The sequence below is a fragment of the Yoonia sp. GPGPB17 genome (genome assembly GCF_037892195.1).
In the GTDB taxonomy this organism is placed as follows: Bacteria; Pseudomonadota; Alphaproteobacteria; order Rhodobacterales; family Rhodobacteraceae; genus Yoonia.
Map to the genome: position 1 here is coordinate 3,515,665 of NZ_JATACI010000002.1, position 17,027 is coordinate 3,532,691.

At 56.5% G+C, this 17,027-nt stretch carries 18 protein-coding genes and 2 pseudogenes; 10 read left to right on the forward strand and 10 right to left on the reverse strand.

Features of this window, described 5'->3' with window-relative positions:
* Window positions 1-52: 52 nt before the first annotated feature.
* Entirely contained in the window at window positions 53-517 is a 465-nt protein-coding gene (locus tag QTO30_RS18565) for an SRPBCC domain-containing protein (RefSeq protein ID WP_340425526.1), read from the reverse strand.
* Window positions 518-624: 107 nt separating this feature from the next.
* Complete coding sequence (locus QTO30_RS18570) at window positions 625-852, reverse strand: ArsR/SmtB family transcription factor (RefSeq protein WP_445327164.1); 228 nt, start codon at window positions 850-852, stop codon at window positions 625-627.
* Window positions 853-957: 105 nt separating this feature from the next.
* Between QTO30_RS18570 and dnaE the strand changes: the two genes are divergently transcribed.
* The gene (dnaE, locus tag QTO30_RS18575; RefSeq protein ID WP_340425974.1) at window positions 958-4,455 is read left to right on the forward strand and encodes a DNA polymerase III subunit alpha; all 3,498 of its coding nucleotides are present in this window, start codon (window positions 958-960) and stop codon (window positions 4,453-4,455) included.
* 40 nt (window positions 4,456-4,495) lie between these two features.
* Here dnaE and QTO30_RS18580 read toward each other — a convergent pair whose 3' ends face one another.
* Both QTO30_RS18580 and QTO30_RS18585 read right to left on the reverse strand, forming a co-directional pair.
* Window positions 4,496-4,699, reverse strand: a complete 204-nt coding sequence (locus tag QTO30_RS18580; RefSeq protein WP_340425528.1) for a SlyX family protein — start codon at window positions 4,697-4,699, stop codon at window positions 4,496-4,498.
* A gap of 9 nt (window positions 4,700-4,708) precedes the next feature.
* Window positions 4,709-5,500, reverse strand: coding sequence for a phenylalanine 4-monooxygenase (locus tag QTO30_RS18585; protein WP_340425529.1), 792 nt, complete (start codon window positions 5,498-5,500; stop codon window positions 4,709-4,711).
* Between the two features lie 108 nt (window positions 5,501-5,608).
* Here QTO30_RS18585 and QTO30_RS18590 point away from each other — a divergent pair, with 108 nt between their 5' ends.
* From QTO30_RS18590 to hisG, 5 genes are read left to right on the forward strand one after another with little or no spacing between them, the layout of a single operon-like run.
* Window positions 5,609-6,067, forward strand: coding sequence for an Lrp/AsnC family transcriptional regulator (locus QTO30_RS18590; RefSeq protein WP_340425530.1), 459 nt, complete (start codon window positions 5,609-5,611; stop codon window positions 6,065-6,067).
* A gap of 52 nt (window positions 6,068-6,119) precedes the next feature.
* Window positions 6,120-7,604 carry a histidine--tRNA ligase gene (gene hisS / locus QTO30_RS18595; RefSeq protein WP_340425531.1) on the forward strand — a complete coding sequence of 495 codons (1,485 nt, stop codon included), beginning with the start codon at window positions 6,120-6,122 and terminating at the stop codon, window positions 7,602-7,604.
* Window positions 7,597-7,785 (forward strand): hypothetical protein, encoded by a 189-nt coding sequence (locus QTO30_RS18600; RefSeq protein WP_340425532.1) that lies wholly within the window; start codon window positions 7,597-7,599, stop codon window positions 7,783-7,785. The genes hisS and QTO30_RS18600 overlap by 8 nt, the downstream gene beginning before the upstream one ends.
* A complete protein-coding gene (locus tag QTO30_RS18605; RefSeq protein ID WP_340425533.1) occupies window positions 7,785-8,864 on the forward strand; it encodes an ATP phosphoribosyltransferase regulatory subunit in 1,080 nt (359 codons plus the stop codon). The genes QTO30_RS18600 and QTO30_RS18605 overlap by 1 nt, the downstream gene beginning before the upstream one ends.
* Window positions 8,858-9,547, forward strand: a complete 690-nt coding sequence (gene hisG / locus QTO30_RS18610; RefSeq protein WP_340425534.1) for an ATP phosphoribosyltransferase — start codon at window positions 8,858-8,860, stop codon at window positions 9,545-9,547. Before QTO30_RS18605 ends, hisG begins: the two co-directional genes overlap by 7 nt.
* Window positions 9,548-9,666: 119 nt before the next feature.
* Here the strand turns inward: hisG and QTO30_RS18615 are convergent, their stop codons facing one another.
* The 4 genes and pseudogenes from QTO30_RS18615 to QTO30_RS18630 all read right to left on the reverse strand — a co-directional run.
* Window positions 9,667-10,374: a YkgJ family cysteine cluster protein gene (locus QTO30_RS18615; protein ID WP_340425535.1), complete on the reverse strand. Its 708-nt coding sequence runs from the start codon at window positions 10,372-10,374 to the stop codon at window positions 9,667-9,669.
* Between the two features lie 61 nt (window positions 10,375-10,435).
* A complete protein-coding gene (locus QTO30_RS18620) occupies window positions 10,436-10,864 on the reverse strand; it encodes an AMP-binding enzyme (protein WP_340425975.1) in 429 nt (142 codons plus the stop codon).
* A gap of 27 nt (window positions 10,865-10,891) precedes the next feature.
* Window positions 10,892-11,056: pseudogene (locus tag QTO30_RS18625) on the reverse strand (hypothetical protein); the annotation flags it as partial.
* Window positions 11,011-11,967: pseudogene (locus tag QTO30_RS18630) on the reverse strand (AMP-binding protein); the annotation flags it as partial. The pseudogenes QTO30_RS18630 and QTO30_RS18625, both read right to left, overlap by 46 nt.
* A 168-nt stretch (window positions 11,968-12,135) precedes the next feature.
* Here QTO30_RS18630 and QTO30_RS18635 point away from each other — a divergent pair.
* Entirely contained in the window at window positions 12,136-12,510 is a 375-nt protein-coding gene (locus tag QTO30_RS18635; RefSeq protein WP_340425536.1) for a hypothetical protein, read from the forward strand.
* A 4-nt stretch (window positions 12,511-12,514) separates the two neighbouring features.
* On the opposite strand, the gene QTO30_RS18640 is transcribed toward QTO30_RS18635, so the two are convergent.
* Window positions 12,515-12,946 (reverse strand): DUF1489 family protein, encoded by a 432-nt coding sequence (locus QTO30_RS18640; protein ID WP_340425537.1) that lies wholly within the window; start codon window positions 12,944-12,946, stop codon window positions 12,515-12,517.
* A gap of 239 nt (window positions 12,947-13,185) precedes the next feature.
* On the opposite strand from QTO30_RS18640, the gene QTO30_RS18645 reads away from it, so the two are divergent.
* Window positions 13,186-15,468: an adenosylcobalamin-dependent ribonucleoside-diphosphate reductase gene (locus QTO30_RS18645; protein ID WP_340425538.1), complete on the forward strand. Its 2,283-nt coding sequence runs from the start codon at window positions 13,186-13,188 to the stop codon at window positions 15,466-15,468.
* 122 nt (window positions 15,469-15,590) lie between these two features.
* Here the strand turns inward: QTO30_RS18645 and QTO30_RS18650 are convergent, their stop codons facing one another.
* On the reverse strand, window positions 15,591-15,836 hold the full coding sequence (locus QTO30_RS18650) for a helix-turn-helix domain-containing protein (RefSeq protein ID WP_340425539.1): 246 nt from the start codon (window positions 15,834-15,836) through the stop codon (window positions 15,591-15,593).
* A gap of 181 nt (window positions 15,837-16,017) precedes the next feature.
* Here QTO30_RS18650 and QTO30_RS18655 point away from each other — a divergent pair, with 181 nt between their 5' ends.
* Together QTO30_RS18655 and QTO30_RS18660 are read left to right on the forward strand one after the other, a co-directional pair.
* Window positions 16,018-16,410 carry a hypothetical protein gene (locus QTO30_RS18655; protein ID WP_340425541.1) on the forward strand — a complete coding sequence of 131 codons (393 nt, stop codon included), beginning with the start codon at window positions 16,018-16,020 and terminating at the stop codon, window positions 16,408-16,410.
* Between the two features lie 17 nt (window positions 16,411-16,427).
* The gene (locus QTO30_RS18660; RefSeq protein WP_340425543.1) at window positions 16,428-16,733 is read left to right on the forward strand and encodes a metallophosphoesterase; all 306 of its coding nucleotides are present in this window, start codon (window positions 16,428-16,430) and stop codon (window positions 16,731-16,733) included.
* The last annotated feature ends 294 nt before the right edge of the window (window positions 16,734-17,027 follow it).

Below are 17,027 nucleotides of genomic sequence, written 5' to 3' on the forward strand. Positions count from 1 at the left end.
CGTGAAACGCGCGCCCGCACTTGCGGCAAATGCGCATTCCTTGGGCAGGTTATCAGGTTTGGAGTACAACACTTTTGGCGTAACTTTGCAGGTTATCCACACCGCCAGCCCAGCCTTGCTCAACTTCGGCCAATGCCTCGGAACCAGAGAAAGAAGAGACCGCGATAGTGATACTCAGCGCTGTCTCCTTACCGTTGCTTTCGAGCACATAGGTCACAAGACTTGTGGACACGGCTTCACCTCCGAAGATCAATGTTTCGGTAAAGACCGCGCGCTCTGGGGCAGCCAGATCATACCAGCGGGTATCAACCAGAAATTCGGGTGCATCCACCGGGCCAAACCTATGCCGGTCCAGCCCACCAACCCGCAGGTCCGCAATGTCTGTTTCTAACAGTGTTGTAGCGTCGGGGCCGTTCCATTTCTCGCGTTCCTTTGCATCTGTCAGGACCTGCCAAAGTCGCTCTGCGGGCAGAGGCAAAGTGCGGTGCATGTCGAATGATTTCGTATCAAGGGGCATCAGTTAGTCCTTTTCCATTTTTGAAATATGCTGCGCCAAGGCATCCAGCCTATCCAAACGCCCTTCCCAGATCTCGCGCTGCCAGGCGAGCCAGCCTTGCGCTTCGATCAGGGGGCTGCCTCGATATGGCAGGTGCGCACACGACCCTTCTTGATCGAGCGGACAATACCTGTGTCTTCCAGCACCTTGAGGTGTCGCATGAAAGTGGGCAGTGCCATCTGGTGGGGTGCGTGCAGTTCGCTGACGCTGGCCGGACCAGATGCGAGCCGTTCGATGACGGCGCGGCGGGTTGGGTCGGCCATTGCGCCGAAAAAGGAATCAAGTTGGTTAGCCATGGTGCTAAGTATTAAGGTTTTGGCGGCGCGGAGTCAAGATAGTTAGTCATAGTGCTAACTAAATACGACGCTTGCAGCCAGACGGGCTTTGGCTACCTTGCCTCTATGTCCACTGATCCCCGATTCATTCATCTGCGTGTCCATACCGAGTACTCTCTACTCGAAGGTGCTATTCCGGTGAAGAAACTGCCCGGTTTGGCAGTCAACATGGATATGCCAGCTGTCGCCGTGACCGACAGCAACAACATGTTCTGCGCCCTGGAGTTTTCGGAAGGGGCTGCTAAGGCAGGGGTCCAGCCGATCATTGGCTGTCAGGTAGATGTGACTTTTGCGACGCCGGAACCGGGCAAACGTGCAGAGGCGCCTGCGCCCATTGTTCTGCTTGCCCAGTCCGAAGCGGGATACATGAACCTGATGAAGCTCAACTCTTGCGCCTATCTAGACGCAGATGGGCAATTGCCGCAGGTCAGTGCTGATGAACTGGCGCAATATCATGATGGGTTGATTTGCCTGTCTGGTGGGCCGGATGGCCCGATCGGTCGCTTGCTGCGGCAGGGGCAGCGCCCCAAGGCCGAGGCATTTATGGATCGGTTGGCGGCGATTTACCCTGACAGGCTATACGTCGAGCTTCAGCGACATCCCGGTGAAGGGTTGCCTGAGGCAGAACGTTTGTCCGAGCGCGGCCATGTTGAAATGGCCTACGCCAAAGGCTTGCCGCTGGTGGCGACCAACGACGTCTATTTTCCAAAACCCGAGCTTTATGAGGCGCATGACGCGTTGATCTGCATTGCCGAGGGGGCCTATGTTGATCAGCAGGAGCCGCGCCGCCGCTTGTCCCCGCAACACTATCTCAAATCTCCGCAAGAAATGGCAACCTTGTTTGCCGACCTGCCCGAAGCGGTGGAGAACACGGTAGAGATTGCCAAGCGCTGTGCCTTCAAGGCGTATAAGCGTGACCCGATCCTGCCCAAGTTTGCCGATGATGAGGTCGCTGAATTGCGGCGTCAGGCACAGCAAGGTTTGAAAGATCGTCTGGCCGTTATCCCCCACGCTGCTGAGGTTGAAGAATACGAAAAGCGCCTTGAGTTTGAATTGGGCATCATTGAGGGCATGGGGTTCCCTGGCTACTTCCTCATCGTGGCCGACTTCATCAAATGGGCCAAGGATGAAGGTATTCCCGTCGGCCCGGGTCGTGGCTCTGGTGCCGGTTCTTTGGTCGCTTACGCGCTCCTCATCACCGATCTGGACCCGCTGCGCTATTCGCTGCTGTTTGAGCGCTTTCTGAACCCCGAGCGTGTCTCGATGCCGGACTTCGACATCGACTTCTGCATGGATCGCCGGGAAGAGGTGATCCGATACGTGCAAGAGAAGTATGGGCGCGATAAGGTAGGACAGATCATCACCTTCGGTGCGCTCTTGTCGAAAGCTGCCGTGCGCGATGTTGGACGTGTACTGCAGATGCCTTACGGGCAGGTGGACCGCCTGTCGAAGATGATCCCGGTTGAGGGTGTGAAGCCGGTTTCCATCGAAAAAGCGTTGGCCGATGAGCCGCGTTTGCGTGAAGAGGCGAAGGCCGAAGAGGTCGTGGACCGCTTGCTGACCTATGCCCAACAGGTTGAAGGCTTGCTGCGCAACGCATCGACCCACGCGGCGGGCGTTGTGATTGGGGATCGCCCGCTGGACGAATTGGTTCCGCTCTATCAAGACCCGCGCTCGGATATGCCTGCGACCCAGTTCAACATGAAATGGGTCGAACAGGCCGGGCTGGTCAAATTCGACTTTCTGGGTCTGAAGACACTGACCGTCATTCAGGACGCGGTGGAACTGATCCAAAAGACTGGACGACCCCTGAACATCGCAGCAGATGGCACAAAGCTTTACGATGTGCTGGACGGGTTTGAGTATGACATCGGGGCGATCCCGCTGGATGACAAAAAATCCTATGCGCTTTATTCCAGTGCAAAGACCACAGCGGTGTTTCAGGTGGAATCCAGCGGCATGATGGATGCGCTCAAACGCATGAAACCGACCTGTATCGAAGATATTGTCGCGCTGGTGGCGCTTTACCGACCGGGTCCGATGGAGAACATCCCGACCTATTGCGAGGTGAAGAACGGGCAGCGCGAGTTGGAATCCATCCATCCGTCGATTGACCATATCCTGAAGGAAACCCAAGGCATCATCGTCTACCAAGAACAGGTGATGGAGATCGCACAGGTCATGGCAGGCTATTCGCTAGGTGGTGCTGACCTGCTGCGCCGTGCGATGGGTAAGAAGATCGCGGAAGAAATGGCGAAGGAACGCCCGAAGTTTGAGGAAGGCGCGAAGGCCAATGGCGTAGAGCCCAAGAAGGCGCGCGAAGTCTTCGATCTTCTGGAAAAATTCGCCAACTATGGCTTCAACAAATCCCACGCGGCGGCCTATGCTGTGGTCAGCTATCAGACGGCGTGGCTGAAGGCGAACCACCCGGTGGAGTTCATGGCCGGTGTGATGAACTGCGATATTCACCTGACCGACAAACTGGGCGTCTATTTCCAAGAGGTGAAGAAGGGTCTGGGCGTCGCATATACGCCGCCTTGTGTGAACCGCTCGATGGCGACGTTTGACGTAAAGGATCAAAAACTGGTCTATGCGCTGGGCGCACTGAAAAACGTGGGCGTTGAGGCAATGAGGCTGATCGTTGAGGGCCGTGGTGAGAAAGAGTTTGTGAACCTCTTTGATTTCGCACGCCGTTGTGATCTCAAACGTATCAGTAAGCGGCCATTGGAAATGCTGGCCCGGGCAGGGGCATTTGATGTGTTGGACCCGAACCGGCGTCGGGTGATGATGAGCTTGGATGCGCTGACAGCTTACTCCGCCGCGATCCATGATCAGAAATCATCCAACCAGGTGTCGCTTTTCGGGGATGCCGGGGATGACCTGCAAGAGCCGCGATTGATTGGCGGTGAGGACTGGTTGCCAGCGGAACGCTTGGCCGAAGAGTTCAAGGCGATAGGGTTCTACCTGTCCGGGCATCCGCTGGACGACTATATGGGACCGCTGAAGCGCAAACAGATTTTGACGCTGGATGATGTGATTGCCCGCGCCGAAAATGGTGCGGCTATTGTGAAAATGGCGGGCACGGTGTCTGGACGGCAGGAACGCAAGTCAGCGCGGGGCAATCGCTTTGCCTTTGTGCAGTTATCTGATCCGACCGGGCAATACGAGGTGACGATGTTCTCGGACACGTTAGAAGCCTCTCGCGAATTCCTTGAAACGGGCAGTCAGGTCGTCCTGCAATGCGAAGCGACGATGGAGGCAGATCAGCTGAAACTGCTGGGTCGGTCGGTGTCGCCGGTGGATGCGGTCGTGGCTGACGCTGGTGGTGCAGGGTTGCGGATTTTTATCGACGAGCCAGAGGTGATCGGGTCGGTTGCAAGTGTTTTGGCGAATGCCTCAGGTGGTGCTGTGCGCGCTGGGCGGGGACCGGTCTACTTTTGCCTGATGCATGATGATCTGCCCGGCGAGGTTGAACTGGACCTTGGCGAGGAGTTTCCGGTCAACCCGCAGATCAAAGGAGCCATCAGGTCTTTGGGCGGTGTGATTGAGGTGGAAGATGCGTAGCGTAAGGTGGATCATGATCCACCTTGCCTAAATCACACACTTACCAATGCGGTGGGCGTTGATCTGCGAGCGGCACTGATCCGCCTGCATCCATTTCCCGCCCGGCCTCGCGCTCCATCAACATCGCCAGACGCCGTGTAATGAGAGCTATTTCACCCTCTTGCCGTGCGACGATATCTGACAACTCCTCGACCGTGCGGGTCAGATGGGCGATTTGTTCTTCCAGATGTGTGCTGTCGGTCATAGCGGGTCTTTACACCGCTTGTTTGCTTTCGAAAAGGGCGGGCAGATCTCCAGATGCTTTGGCCTGATCAATCAATGCGCCGAAATCCGCGTCCAGCGTGGCCGCGAGTTGATCAAAGCTGTCAATGACAAAGTAGGTCGGCTGGACGATATCAATACGGTAGGGCGTCCGGAACACTGTCAACAGGTCAAAGTCCTGCATCACGGCGGTGCCATCTGTCGCGTGCTCGGCCTCTGACGGGGAAGAGACGATGCCAGCACCATAGGCGCGCAGCCCCTCTGCCGAGCGGATCATGCCAAACTCGACCGTGAACCAGAAAAGCCGGAACATATGCCAGGAATACCCCTTGCCGAGCGCCTTGGCGCGTTGACCGAACCCTTCAATGAAATCGGCATAAGCGGTGTTGGTCAGCATGGGGCAATGGCCGAAAACCTCGTGAAAGAGGTCTGGTTCTTCGATGTAGTCCATATGCTCGCGCCGTCTGAGAAAGGTGGCGACGGGAAACGTCCGTTTGCTGAGCAGATCGTAGAACTGCGATGGCGGGATGATGGCCGGGACACCATATGCGCCCGCGCCAGTCAGCTTTTGCAGCCGCGCGTCGATGTCTTTGACTTGCGGCGTCTTGTCGGCGCTAAGGCGCAGCTTTCTCACACCGTCCAAGTACTCGGGAGCAACCTTGCCGGGCAAAAACGCCATTTGACGGGTGAAAAGCTCTCTCCAGACGGCGTCATCTTCGGCGGCGTAGGGAAAGTACCCACGAGCATCCGGTTGGAGTGAGGTATAGCTGGTGTCCTTTGGCATCGGTGTTCTCCTTCTTGGGTATAATGACCCGATAGGAGTGAAAAATTGTTTTGTTTTGGCTGTATTCCGCGTAATCTTGATAAGATAGTATTCAGGATTATCGCATTCATGAAAATATCTGACCAAGAACGCAAACTGCTCAACGCCCTGCAATCGGATGCTGCGGCATCCTTGGCGGAATTGGCCGAGCGGGCGGACATGGCCACCTCGACAGTCTGGCGCAAGGTGCAGGAGTTCGAGAACGCCGGCCTTTTGCGCGGACGGGTGGCGTTGTTGGATCCAACCGGGGTGGATGCGCGGCTTTGTGTTTTTGCAACCGTGCGTTTGGCGGACCATAGCGAAACATCGATCGCAGGGTTCGCCAGCGTTATCAGCGCCCACCCGCAGATCATGGAGGCCCATGCGGTGTCGGGCACAGCCGACTATATTCTTAAAATCCGTTGCCGCGATGTGGAGGCATATGAAAGCTTCATGACCCACAGCTTGCTCCGCTCTGAGTTTGTGAAATCGGTTGTGTCGTCCTTTAGTTTGAAAGAGCTGAAATATACGACTGCATTGCCCCTGTGACATTGCCGGGTTAAACGGCGCGGGAACGTGAAAGACTGGCAGGACCAACCCAATGGCCAAGATCAAAAAACAACCCCGGCCCAAGGCGCAGACGCCCAAGGGTTTTCAGGACTATTTCGGCGCCGATGTGACCGCGCGCGCCGAAATGCTGAACACGATTGCCGGGGTGTATCATCGCTATGGGTTTGATGCGTTGGAAACCTCTGCCGTTGAAACGGTTGAGGCGCTGGGCAAGTTTTTGCCCGATGTGGACCGCCCGAATGAGGGCGTGTTTGCATGGGAAGAGGATAACGACTGGCTCGCCCTACGCTATGATCTGACGGCCCCTTTGGCGCGGGTCGCGGCCCAATACCGCAATGATCTGCCATTCCCCTATCGCCGTTATGCGATGGGCCCGGTGTGGCGCAATGAAAAGCCCGGACCTGGGCGCTTTCGTCAGTTTTATCAATGCGATGCGGACACTGTAGGGTCCGGTTCCGTTGCGGCTGATGCCGAGATTTGCGCGATGCTGTCGGACACGCTGGAGGCCGTGGGGATCGACCGTGGCGACTATGTGATCCGGGTAAATAACCGCAAAGTGCTGAATGGTGTGATGGAAGTTGCTGGCCTTGTCGGTGACGATAAAGAGGCCGAGCGCGGGATCGTGCTGCGCGCGATTGATAAGCTGGATCGGCTGGGACCGGAAGGTGTGCGGGCGTTGCTGGGCGAGGGCCGCAAGGACGCCAGTGGTGATTTCACCAAAGGCGCTGGGCTGGCTGATGAACAGGCTGAGATCGTGATGGGCTTCATGACCGCGAAGCGCGACACAGGAGCCGGGACCGTCACACGCCTACGGGAGCTTGTGGCCGGGTCAAATGTCGGTCTTGATGGTGCTGCAGAACTGGAAGCAATTGCCGAGTTGTTGGACGCCCAAGGCTACAACGCAGAGCGGATCGAAATCGATCCGTCTGTTGTGCGTGGTCTAGGGTACTACACCGGCCCGGTTTACGAGGCCGAACTTACCTTTGAAATCCAAGATGAAAAGGGCCGCCCACGGAACTTTGGCTCCGTTGCTGGCGGTGGTCGCTACGACGATCTGGTCAAGCGCTTTACCGGGCAGGAAGTCCCTGCGACGGGTGTCTCGATTGGAGTAGATCGCCTATTGGCCGCTCTGCGCGCCAAAGGCCAGATGAAGCAATCTGCTCTTGGTCCTGTTGTTGTCACTGTCATGGATCGTGATCGCATGTCGGATTATCAATCGATGGTGGCCGAGCTGCGCAACGCGGGTGTCCGAGCCGAGGTTTATCTGGGCAATCCAAAGAACTTTGGCAACCAGCTGAAGTATGCGGACAAGCGCCAATCACCGATTGCCATCATTGCGGGCAGCGACGAGTTCAATACCGGGATTGTCCAAATTAAGGACCTGATCTTAGGTGCTGAGATTGCCAAGAACGCGACATTGGAAGAGTGGAAGGACCGCCCCAGCCAGTACGAGGTACCGCGTGATCAGATGATCGCGAAAGTGCGCGAGATTTTGGCTGGGCAGAGCGATGGGTGATCTATTGGATGCGCTCAACAAAGTCTTCGCCTTCGCAGCAGTGCCGATCTGGTTTTGGATCTTTTTGATTGGCGTCGGTCTCGTCATCGCTGCGTTCGCCCTGAACATGTGGCCCGCCGGCGTTGCAGGCGTGGCGACTGCCATCGCCGGCGTCATCATCGCATTGTGGCGGACCAACTGATGCCCACCTCTCCCGAAACACTGACCGAGGCACGTCGTCTGCGTGATCTCTTCGTTGCCAAGGGGGCCCTGGTCTTCAAGGCGGATGTGCTGCAATCGGCGGATACTTTGTTGGATCTCTACGGTGAGGATATTCGCGCGCGCGCCTATCTGACCTCTGATCCGCTGCGTGGCGAGATGGTATTGCGTCCGGATTTCACGGTGCCTGTTGTGCAGATGCATATGCAGGCGCATGCTGACCCGGCCCGCTATACCTATGCGGGCAAGGTGTTCCGCAAGCAGGAAACTGATGAGACCCGCGCAAATGAATATGTGCAAGTGGGGTACGAGGTGTTTGACGGTCAGAACCCGGCCAGTGCGGACGCAGAAGTGTTCGCCGCGATTGCCGAAGGCTTGGCCGATTTACCAGTGCGTGCGGCAACTGGTGATATCGGCGTGCTGATGGCGGCGGTGCGCGGCTTGCGCACGACGGATGCACGCAAGGCCGCACTCTTAAGGCATATCTGGCGACCGGGACGGTTTCGCGCGTTGATGAAGCGTTTTGGATCAGGCGAGGTTCCGCCAGCGCGGGCCTCACTTTTGGCAGCGGATGATCCGTTTGGTGATGCAGGAGCGGATATCGGTTTGCGAAGCCGCAAGGAGGTTGCCGCACGGATTGAGGCTTTGCGTGCGGATGCCGCTGCTGCACCGATTGCCGCGGAAGAGATTGCCTTGATTGATGCCATTCTTGGCTTGCGCGAAACGGCACCGAACGTGCTGAGCGCCCTGCGCGATATCGCCGTCGATATGCCCGCAATTGCGGATGCCGTCGCAGGTCTGGATGCACGACTGGATGCGATGACAGATCGTGGTGTTGATGTCGCCAACCTTGAGTTTGAAGGCAGCTATGGGCGCACATCGCTGGAATACTACGACGGGTTTGTGTTTGGATTCTACGCAACTGACCGGCCAGAGCATCCGCCGGTGGCCACCGGTGGGCGCTATGATGCGCTGACGGCGCGGCTGGGGCAGGGCCGTGCAGTGCCTGCCGTTGGCGGCGTCATTCGTCCTGATCTGGCGTTGGGGTTGCGGACATGTTGAAGCTTGGCGTGCCCTCAAAGGGCCGATTGATGCAAAAGACGTTTGACTGGTTTGGTGCACGCGGAATTGGCCTGCGCAAATCCGGGTCCGACCGCGAGTATGCCGGTGCGGTGGATGGGATCGACGGGGTTGAGTTGGTGCTGTTATCCGCCGGGGAAATCCCGCGCGAATTGGCGGCAGGCAATATCCATCTTGGTGTCACCGGATCGGATCTGGTGCGCGAGAAACTGGCGAACTGGGATACGCGAGTTGCGGAGCTGGCTCCAATGGGGTTTGGCGGGGCCGATCTGATCATTGCGGTGCCGCAAGCTTGGGTGGATGTCTCAACCCTTGATGATCTGGACGCGGCGGCGGCTGCCTTCCGACGCACCCACGGCTTCCGATTGCGGATTGCCACAAAATATCACCGTTTGGTACGGGAATTTCTGCGTGAGCAGGGGGTGGCGGACTATCAACTGGTTGATAGCCAAGGTGCTACAGAGGGTACCGTCAAAAATGAAACAGCTGAGGCGATAGCGGATATCACCTCAACCGGGGAAACTTTGCGTGCCAATGGTCTTAAGATCCTCGACGACGGGCTGATACATGCCTCTCAGGCGACCTTGTTCCGGGGTCGCCGCCGCGACTGGACCGATGAACAGCGCGCAAAGCTGAAAGCCTTGCAGATGGTGTTGGGGGTGTAGCCGCGGGAACTTGGCAGCAATCGGGTGGTTTTGCTTATGCCTGCGCCGCCTGTGCAGCATCCTTGCACGCCGTATCCAATGCAAATGGTTTGTGACGCGCATGTTGCAGGCTATGTGCCTTATCTGATCCTGCAACGGCAGAAGCGGCCGTTGCGGCCATGCTGTAGGTATGGACTTGTGTGATACCGCGCAGCGCTTGCCAAGCAAAGCGCATGGACCACGAGGTAGTCCAGGTGACTGCCCAGGAGCCCCGCCCCCTGTTCCTGACCGCCCGCCGCGTTGCGTTCGCATGCACCAGCATCCGTCGAAAGAAAAGAGCGGCAGATCATGGGCCTTGCATCATACGCGCGGCAACTGCGTGTTGCAGGGTCAAGGGCCGGGCAAGCCTCGGGGTGCCAGTTGCGGCCATCGGGCTGGCCCGCCAACGGCATAACCGCCGCGTGCAGCTGCGCCGCCTCAAACCCGGTGATCACACCGCCCTCACCACCCGACAGGATGCAGCAGAAGGCGCAGCCTTGCGCACAGGCGGCATTTTTTACGGCATCGGGCGGTGATTTGAGGATTTCTTCGCGCACCGCATGGCCCAGACGCCATGCTGTCTGACCGCTGGCCATCTCTGCCACGACCTCATTCACGGGTAGGCCGTAAGATTGCGCCGTTTCGAGGTAAGAGGTCAGAATGCGCTTGGCCCGTGTCTCCAGTGCTTTGTCCACGCCTTTGACTTTGGCCTTGGCCACGCGACCTGCCAGATCGGCAACGCTTAAGGGTGCCGATTTACCGCTCTTCTGGGCGAGCCGTCGGGCGGCGCGGGATGAAGCTGGTTTCATGTTTGGAGGCCTTGTGATCACACCTTTGGACTATAGAGGTACGATCGCGCCCGTCCAGTGATCAGCCCTGCAACCCGTCGCGTAACAGTCGCCGCAGTATCTTGCCCGAAGCCGATTTAGGGATCTCTTCGATGCGATGTATCTCGTGAACTTGTTTGTAGTGGGCCAGGTGTTGGTCAAGATATGCGTTGATCGCGGCATCATTTGGGGCCGGGTCACCTGTGACGACAAATGCGATTGGTAGCTCACCGGCCTCTACATCGGGCTTTCCAATGACAGCGGCGTCGACGATGCCCGCCATTGTCACAAGTGTTGCTTCCAACTCAGCGGGAGCAACCTGAAAGCCTTTGTACTTGATCAACTCTTTCAAACGATCAGTCACAAAAAGATAGCCATCCGCGTCGATCTTGCCGATGTCACCGGTCCTTAGCCAGCCACCCTCCGCGATTGTGTCTGCGGTCGCCTCGGGATTGTTGAGGTAGCCTTGCATGACTTGCGGCCCCTTGATCCAAAGTTCGCCCTCTTCCCCTGCGGCGAGGTCGGCGCCTGTGTCGGTATCGACAATGCGGCAGGCCGTGTTGGGGACGGCAAGACCAGCCCCGCCTGCCCGGGGGCGCTGCCCGGTGTGACATGGGAGACCGGGGCAAGTTCGGTCATCCCGTAGCCTTGCAGTGACAGGCAATCGAGCCGCTTTGCCACGGCCTCGGATAGCTCCGCCCCCAGCGGCGCTGCGCCCGAGAACACTTGAACAACCGATGACAAATCATAGTCATCAATCAGCGGATGCTTTGCCAATGCAAGGGCGACGGGTGGCACGATCCACATGCGTTTGGCTTTGTGGTCCTGACTGATCTGCAAAAACAATGGCAGATCAAAGCGCGGCATAGTGACAATGGCCCCACCGCCAGCGAGGTGGACGTTCATCAATACCGTCATTCCGTAGATGTGAAAGAAAGGTAGAAAGCCTGCGGCCACCTCGCCTGGCTGAAAATCGGCGGCGGCAATCACCTGATCAACATTGACGACAAGGTTGCGGTGCGAAAGCATTACGCCTTTGGGCAGGCCGGTGGTGCCAGAGGAGTAGGGAAGAACAACGGTGAAGTCGTCAAGGTCAACAGGCACTTGCGCCATGATCGGATCACCAAAGAGTGCGGCGTATTCCGGGGTGCCGATGGCGATGACGGGTGTATCGCCTGCGCCTTCTTTCGCGGTTTCTAGAAAATCGGGAATCGTAATCAGAAGCTGCGCACCGGAGTCAGCCATTTGATGGGCTACCTCATGAGCGGTATAGGTCGGGTTGAGCGTAGTAATCGTGCCGCCACCCCAGGCTACTGCGTGAAAGACTATACAGTATTCTGGCATATTGGGGGCCATGATCGCGACAGTCCGGCCTGCGCCGAAGCCAGCGGCATCGAGTCCACCTGCGAGCCTTTTGACCTGATCCATGAATGCAGCGGCAGTTAGGTTACGACCCGTCGGGCCATCCGTCAGGACCACGTCATCTAACCTGCTCTCAAGACCTTGAAAAACGCGCTCGGTAATCGACCGATCCGTCACTGCGACGTCCGGGTACGGACTGGTAAAGACTGTCATATTTGTTCCTCCTGCACGCAATCATGGCAGAACAAGATGATGGTGGCGAGGGTCTCATTGCGCCGTAAATCTTCTTGAATGCTCGCTTCGGTTGAGCCACATAGCAACGGATAAGAAGAAGCGGAGCCACAAGGGCTTCACGATCAGATTTAGAAGGACAAACAATCAATGATCTCAGCGCTTAGTCGAGCTAAGAAACTCATCTCCATATGTACATTGCTGCTTCTTGCCGCCGCCTGTGTATCGCCCGAACAAGCGCAAAGAAACCGCGAGGCCCGGCTGGCAAACCAGTTTCCAGATCCGGCTGATCGGGTTGGCATGTACATTATGTTTCAGTCTAATGAGACTTTTATCGTTCAATACTTCCCATCAGAAGTTTCAAGAGATGTCGTATTGAGCCGAATGGATCAGTGGTGCGTGAATGCCGGTCTCGGTTCGGTAGCAGTCACTGCTGAAGAGCCAAACTTCAGATCGTTCAATGCAACACTTGCGGGCGGGGAGACGAGAGAAGTGCGATCCTTCCAGGTTAACTGCAACTCTTAAGGGACTACCGGACACCAATCGCGGCAAGTGCTTTGGACAATTCGGGTGGCAAGGCTTCTTCGTCTTGCCGCCCCTCGGGCAGGTCGCGCGGCGCGTCGGCGACTGCCAGATAGCGCCAACCCTGGAAGGCGCGCTTGGGGGTCGCCTCCACCCGGATCAGCCCCGGTTTGCAAACGATCGCACATCTGCGAATACCGTCGGCCCCGATGTATTCATCAAGTCGCAATATGGGTTGGCGGCAGAGGATCACACCCTTGATCACCCAAAAGATCGACCCGCCATTCAGAATCTCATCGCCCCGCTTGGGCCACATCCGGGTGATGTGGCGCGGCAGGCCGTTATCAGTTTGGGCGCGTTTGGTTGCCTGCCATGCCTCTAGTCCGGCGACATCTTCGGTGCCGACAGAGAGTTTGAGCATGTGAACGGTTTTTGACATCAATCCCCCGAGTTGAACTTTAGACGTAAGGCGTTGTGTCTCAACTTCAACGACTGTGCCAAAAGCACTATATGTAGAAATCGCATTGATTGCAAACACCAGATGTGGTAATTTGCGAGTTCACCCAATTTATGCTGCAACCCCGCGACATACCGTTGCCAAATTCCCATTCCCGAATCTCGATGACGTCACTATGATGTCAGCCTGCTGTGTCACACTTCAACCTGAAAGAGCCTCGCATGACCCGTTTTTCTGCCCCCATTGCCGAACAAATCTGGGACATGAAGTATCGGTTCAAAGAGGCAGATGGCACACCGATTGACGAAACGGTTGAGGACACATGGACGCGGATCGCAGGTGCTTTAGCAGCGGTGGAGGATGATCCGAAGGCTTGGGAAGGCAAGTTTTACGACGCGCTGGCGGATTTCAAGTACCTGCCTGCAGGGCGCATTACGGCGGGGGCGGGCACGGCGCGGTCTGTGACTCTTTTTAACTGCTTTGTCATGGGCACGGTTCCAGACAGTATGGGCGGGATCTTTGACATGCTGAAAGAGGCCGCGCTGACCATGCAGCAGGGCGGTGGGATCGGCTATGATTTCTCGACCATTCGCCCCAAAGGCGCGAGCGTGATGGGGGTCGCGGCGGATGCCTCTGGTCCACTGTCATTCATGGATGTGTGGGACGCAATGTGCCGCACGATTATGTCTGCAGGGTCGCGCCGTGGTGCGATGATGGCCACAATGCGGTGCGATCACCCGGACGTCGAAGATTTCATCACGGCAAAATCTGATCCGGCGCGCTTGCGGATGTTCAACATGTCGGTCCTGATCACTGATCCATTTATGGAAGCGGTGAAAGCGGATGCAACATGGGATCTTGTGTTCAAGGGCGAGGTCTATCGCACCGTGCAAGCACGCGCGTTGTGGGATGCGATCATGCAATCCACCTATGACTACGCCGAACCCGGTGTCATTTTCATCGACCGCATCAACCAAATGAACAACCTGAACTATTGCGAGACAATTGCGGCGACGAACCCCTGCGGAGAACAACCGTTGCCACCCTATGGGGCATGTTTGCTGGGCTCAATCAACATGGCGCGCCTTGTTGCTGATCCGTTTGGAGCCGCCGCTGCATTGGATGAAAGAGCACTCACCGATCTGGTTGCGACCGCTGTCCGGATGATGGACAACGTGGTCGATGCGTCCCGCTTCCCGCTGGACGCGCAGCAGGCCGAGGCAAAAGCCAAGCGCCGCATTGGTTTGGGTGTGACCGGCTTGGCAGATGCTTTGTTGATGGTCGGCCTGCGCTATGGATCACAAGAGGCCGCAGCACAGACCGATAAGTGGATGCATCAAATTGCACGTGCCGCCTATCTGGCGTCCGTCGACCTTGCGAAAGAAAAAGGCGCGTTCCCGCTGTTTGATGCTGACCAGTTTCTGGCCAGTGGTGCGATGCAGGACATGGATAGCGATGTGAGAGACGCAATCCGTGAAAATGGTATCCGTAATGCGCTGCTGACCTCAATCGCGCCGACCGGCACGATCAGCCTTTATGCGGGCAATGTCTCGTCCGGGATCGAACCTGTCTTTGCCTATGCATACACGCGCAAGGTTTTACAGAAGGATGGCTCGCGCACCGAAGAAGAAGTCGTGGATTATGCCGTGCAGCTGTGGCGAGAGCTGAAAGGTGATGCGCCCTTGCCCGACTATTTCGTAAATGCGCAGACACTGGCCCCACTGGATCACGTGCGTATGCAGGCCGCGGCGCAAAAGTGGATCGACAGTTCGATCTCGAAGACGATCAACTGCCCCGAAGATATCAGCTTTGATGGTTTTAAAGAGGTCTATATGGCCGCTTGGGACCAAGGCTGCAAAGGGTGCACGACATATCGCCCGAATGATGTGACTGGATCAGTGTTGTCGGTGTCCGAAGAAGCCTCGCCCTCCGAAGTGCCAGCGCAAGTCCGCACCGAGGATGAAGGCGCAGAAGTTGTTTATATGTCCGAGCCGTTGGACCGCCCACAAGAGTTGGAAGGGGCGACCTACAAACTCAAATGGCCCGACAGCGAGCACGCGATCTATATCACGGTGAACGATCTGGTCATTGCTGGGCACCGGCGCCCGTTTGAGGTGTTCATTAACTCCAAGAATATGGAGCATTTCGCTTGGACTGTTGCGCTGACACGTATGATCTCTGCCGTATTCCGGCGTGGCGGCGATGTGTCCTTCGTGGTTGAAGAGTTGAAAGCCGTGTTCGATCCGCGTGGTGGCGCATGGATGCAAGGCAAATACGTACCCTCGATCCTCGCGGCGATTGGCGGCGTGATTGAAAAGCACATGATCTCGATTGGTTTCCTTGCGGGTGAGGGGATGGGCCTCAAGGCTGATCCGCAGGCAGATGTGGTGGCCATCAACGGCGGCCCCCGTGGCAAGGCTTGTTCGTCCTGCGGGTCCTACGATTTACGGATGATCGAAGGCTGCATGACCTGCGGGTCTTGCGGCTATTCGAAGTGCGGTTAACCATGCGCTAAGTTCATGTGGTGAAACGCGTCACCCGACATGGCCATTTGGGTCACGAAACGGCCTCTAGCTCAGAGCCCATTCGTTGCTGGGAGTCAATAAAATTGATTCAATTCAATGGACTAGACTTCGCGAAGCAGTTCTTCGATTTCAGAGACAAGCGCAGTCATCGTGGTCTCGAGGCCTTCGCTAAGCCCCTTTATAGTGTCAAGCGTCGGTTGGTGCTTTTGGGTCTCTAAAAGAGAGATGTAACGCATCGAAACGCCAGCCCGGTGTGCCAGTTCCTCTTGCGTTAGCCCAAGCGCAGTCCGGCGTCTGCGTACCACAAATGCAAATGAACTGAGTAACTTATCCGATTGCGCTTCCATACAATCGGCTTCTCGGGTCTTTACGATTTCGTCTATGAAGTATACTGTGAATTAGAGGAATTGTTTGGCTGGCAGTCTGCTATGTTGAAGTTCCGACAGCGGCAGCTTCAGGACCAAAAAACAGTGAACTTTGATAAACATATAAGCTGGTGTACCACACCGATTTTTTGAGGAGCAGCCAATGGCGCAAGATGATTTCGAGACCAGGTTTGCCCCGGTATTCGCGTTGAAGGCTGCTGCTGGTTCCATTTCGCCCGAGGCGAAGCCGTTGAAGTCACAGGAGAGGCAGCAAAACTGGGAGGCTTTGATGGTCGCATTGCCATCAGTGCTTTCGAAGTGCTCCGGGATAGACCTGCACCCAGATAATGCCGACCACCTTAGCCCGTTGCGACTGTGGGACTTCTTGAATGGTCGTGAAATACAGATCAGCTCCAACAAACGAGGTGGTTATGATCTTTTCGTAACATCAGAAAATGGAGCGTGGACGGAAACGCAGCTACCGTTGGATTTGATCCTACTGAAGTTGCTGGCTCTTGATTATACACCGGAAGAACTGAGGGCTTTTCAAGCATAGGATCGAAGGCTGACCAAATGACGATCTGGTACACTGCTGACACGCACTTCGGTCATGAGAACGTTCTGAAGTTCTGTGGTCGCCCTTTTTCCACCGTGGAGGAGATGGATTCTGTATTGATCGAAAACATGTGCGACCGAGTTCAAGAAAATGACGATCTCTGGATCATTGGTGATTTCGCGTTCGGCCCTCGATCAAAGGACGCAAGCTACCTTCGGTCGGTATTCGATCAGTTGCCTGGCGCCCGAAAGCACTTGATCGTCGGAAATCATGATCATGAGCCTGCCTTGGGACACAGTTTCCCCGCTCGTCGAACTACGTGATGGTCCACTTAAGCAAATGAACACGCTCTGCCACTAAGTTGCGCTTGGCTCCCTGAGAAGGAAAGTTCCCTTTGTTGTCATTAGATTCACCAAAAGAGATGATTTCCGCGTATTTGCCCCCAGAGAACAAATTCCGCAAGCTGTGCGAACGTCCGCTTCGGGAGGCGAGCCTGGGCAATCCTGGATGTCGGCTTTGGGCCGTTCTCTATAGTGGCTTGGGCCGTAAGCAGTTAGTTGCTGCGGCGCATCTGAGGTCTGCAGAGAGCCCAACTCGGTCATTGGGAATTTATGCTG

Coding starts and splice junctions, on each gene's coding strand:
- dnaE (WP_340425974.1), top strand. CDS start 958: ATGTCCACTGATCCCCGATTCATTCATCTGCGTGTCCATACCGAGTAC.
- QTO30_RS18605 (WP_340425533.1), top strand. CDS start 7,785: ATGCCCACCTCTCCCGAAACACTGACCGAGGCACGTCGTCTGCGTGAT.
- QTO30_RS18660 (WP_340425543.1), top strand. CDS start 16,428: ATGACGATCTGGTACACTGCTGACACGCACTTCGGTCATGAGAACGTT.
- QTO30_RS18640 (WP_340425537.1), bottom strand. CDS start 12,946: ATGTCAAAAACCGTTCACATGCTCAAACTCTCTGTCGGCACCGAAGAT.
- hisG (WP_340425534.1), top strand. CDS start 8,858: ATGTTGAAGCTTGGCGTGCCCTCAAAGGGCCGATTGATGCAAAAGACG.
- QTO30_RS18635 (WP_340425536.1), top strand. CDS start 12,136: ATGATCTCAGCGCTTAGTCGAGCTAAGAAACTCATCTCCATATGTACA.
- QTO30_RS18580 (WP_340425528.1), bottom strand. CDS start 4,699: ATGACCGACAGCACACATCTGGAAGAACAAATCGCCCATCTGACCCGC.
- QTO30_RS18585 (WP_340425529.1), bottom strand. CDS start 5,500: ATGCCAAAGGACACCAGCTATACCTCACTCCAACCGGATGCTCGTGGG.
- QTO30_RS18615 (WP_340425535.1), bottom strand. CDS start 10,374: ATGAAACCAGCTTCATCCCGCGCCGCCCGACGGCTCGCCCAGAAGAGC.
- QTO30_RS18655 (WP_340425541.1), top strand. CDS start 16,018: ATGGCGCAAGATGATTTCGAGACCAGGTTTGCCCCGGTATTCGCGTTG.
- QTO30_RS18600 (WP_340425532.1), top strand. CDS start 7,597: ATGGGTGATCTATTGGATGCGCTCAACAAAGTCTTCGCCTTCGCAGCA.
- QTO30_RS18620 (WP_340425975.1), bottom strand. CDS start 10,864: ATGCAAGGCTACCTCAACAATCCCGAGGCGACCGCAGACACAATCGCG.
- QTO30_RS18565 (WP_340425526.1), bottom strand. CDS start 517: ATGCCCCTTGATACGAAATCATTCGACATGCACCGCACTTTGCCTCTG.
- hisS (WP_340425531.1), top strand. CDS start 6,120: ATGGCCAAGATCAAAAAACAACCCCGGCCCAAGGCGCAGACGCCCAAG.
- QTO30_RS18570 (WP_445327164.1), bottom strand. CDS start 852: ATGGCTAACCAACTTGATTCCTTTTTCGGCGCAATGGCCGACCCAACC.
- QTO30_RS18590 (WP_340425530.1), top strand. CDS start 5,609: ATGAAAATATCTGACCAAGAACGCAAACTGCTCAACGCCCTGCAATCG.
- QTO30_RS18650 (WP_340425539.1), bottom strand. CDS start 15,836: ATGGAAGCGCAATCGGATAAGTTACTCAGTTCATTTGCATTTGTGGTA.
- QTO30_RS18645 (WP_340425538.1), top strand. CDS start 13,186: ATGACCCGTTTTTCTGCCCCCATTGCCGAACAAATCTGGGACATGAAG.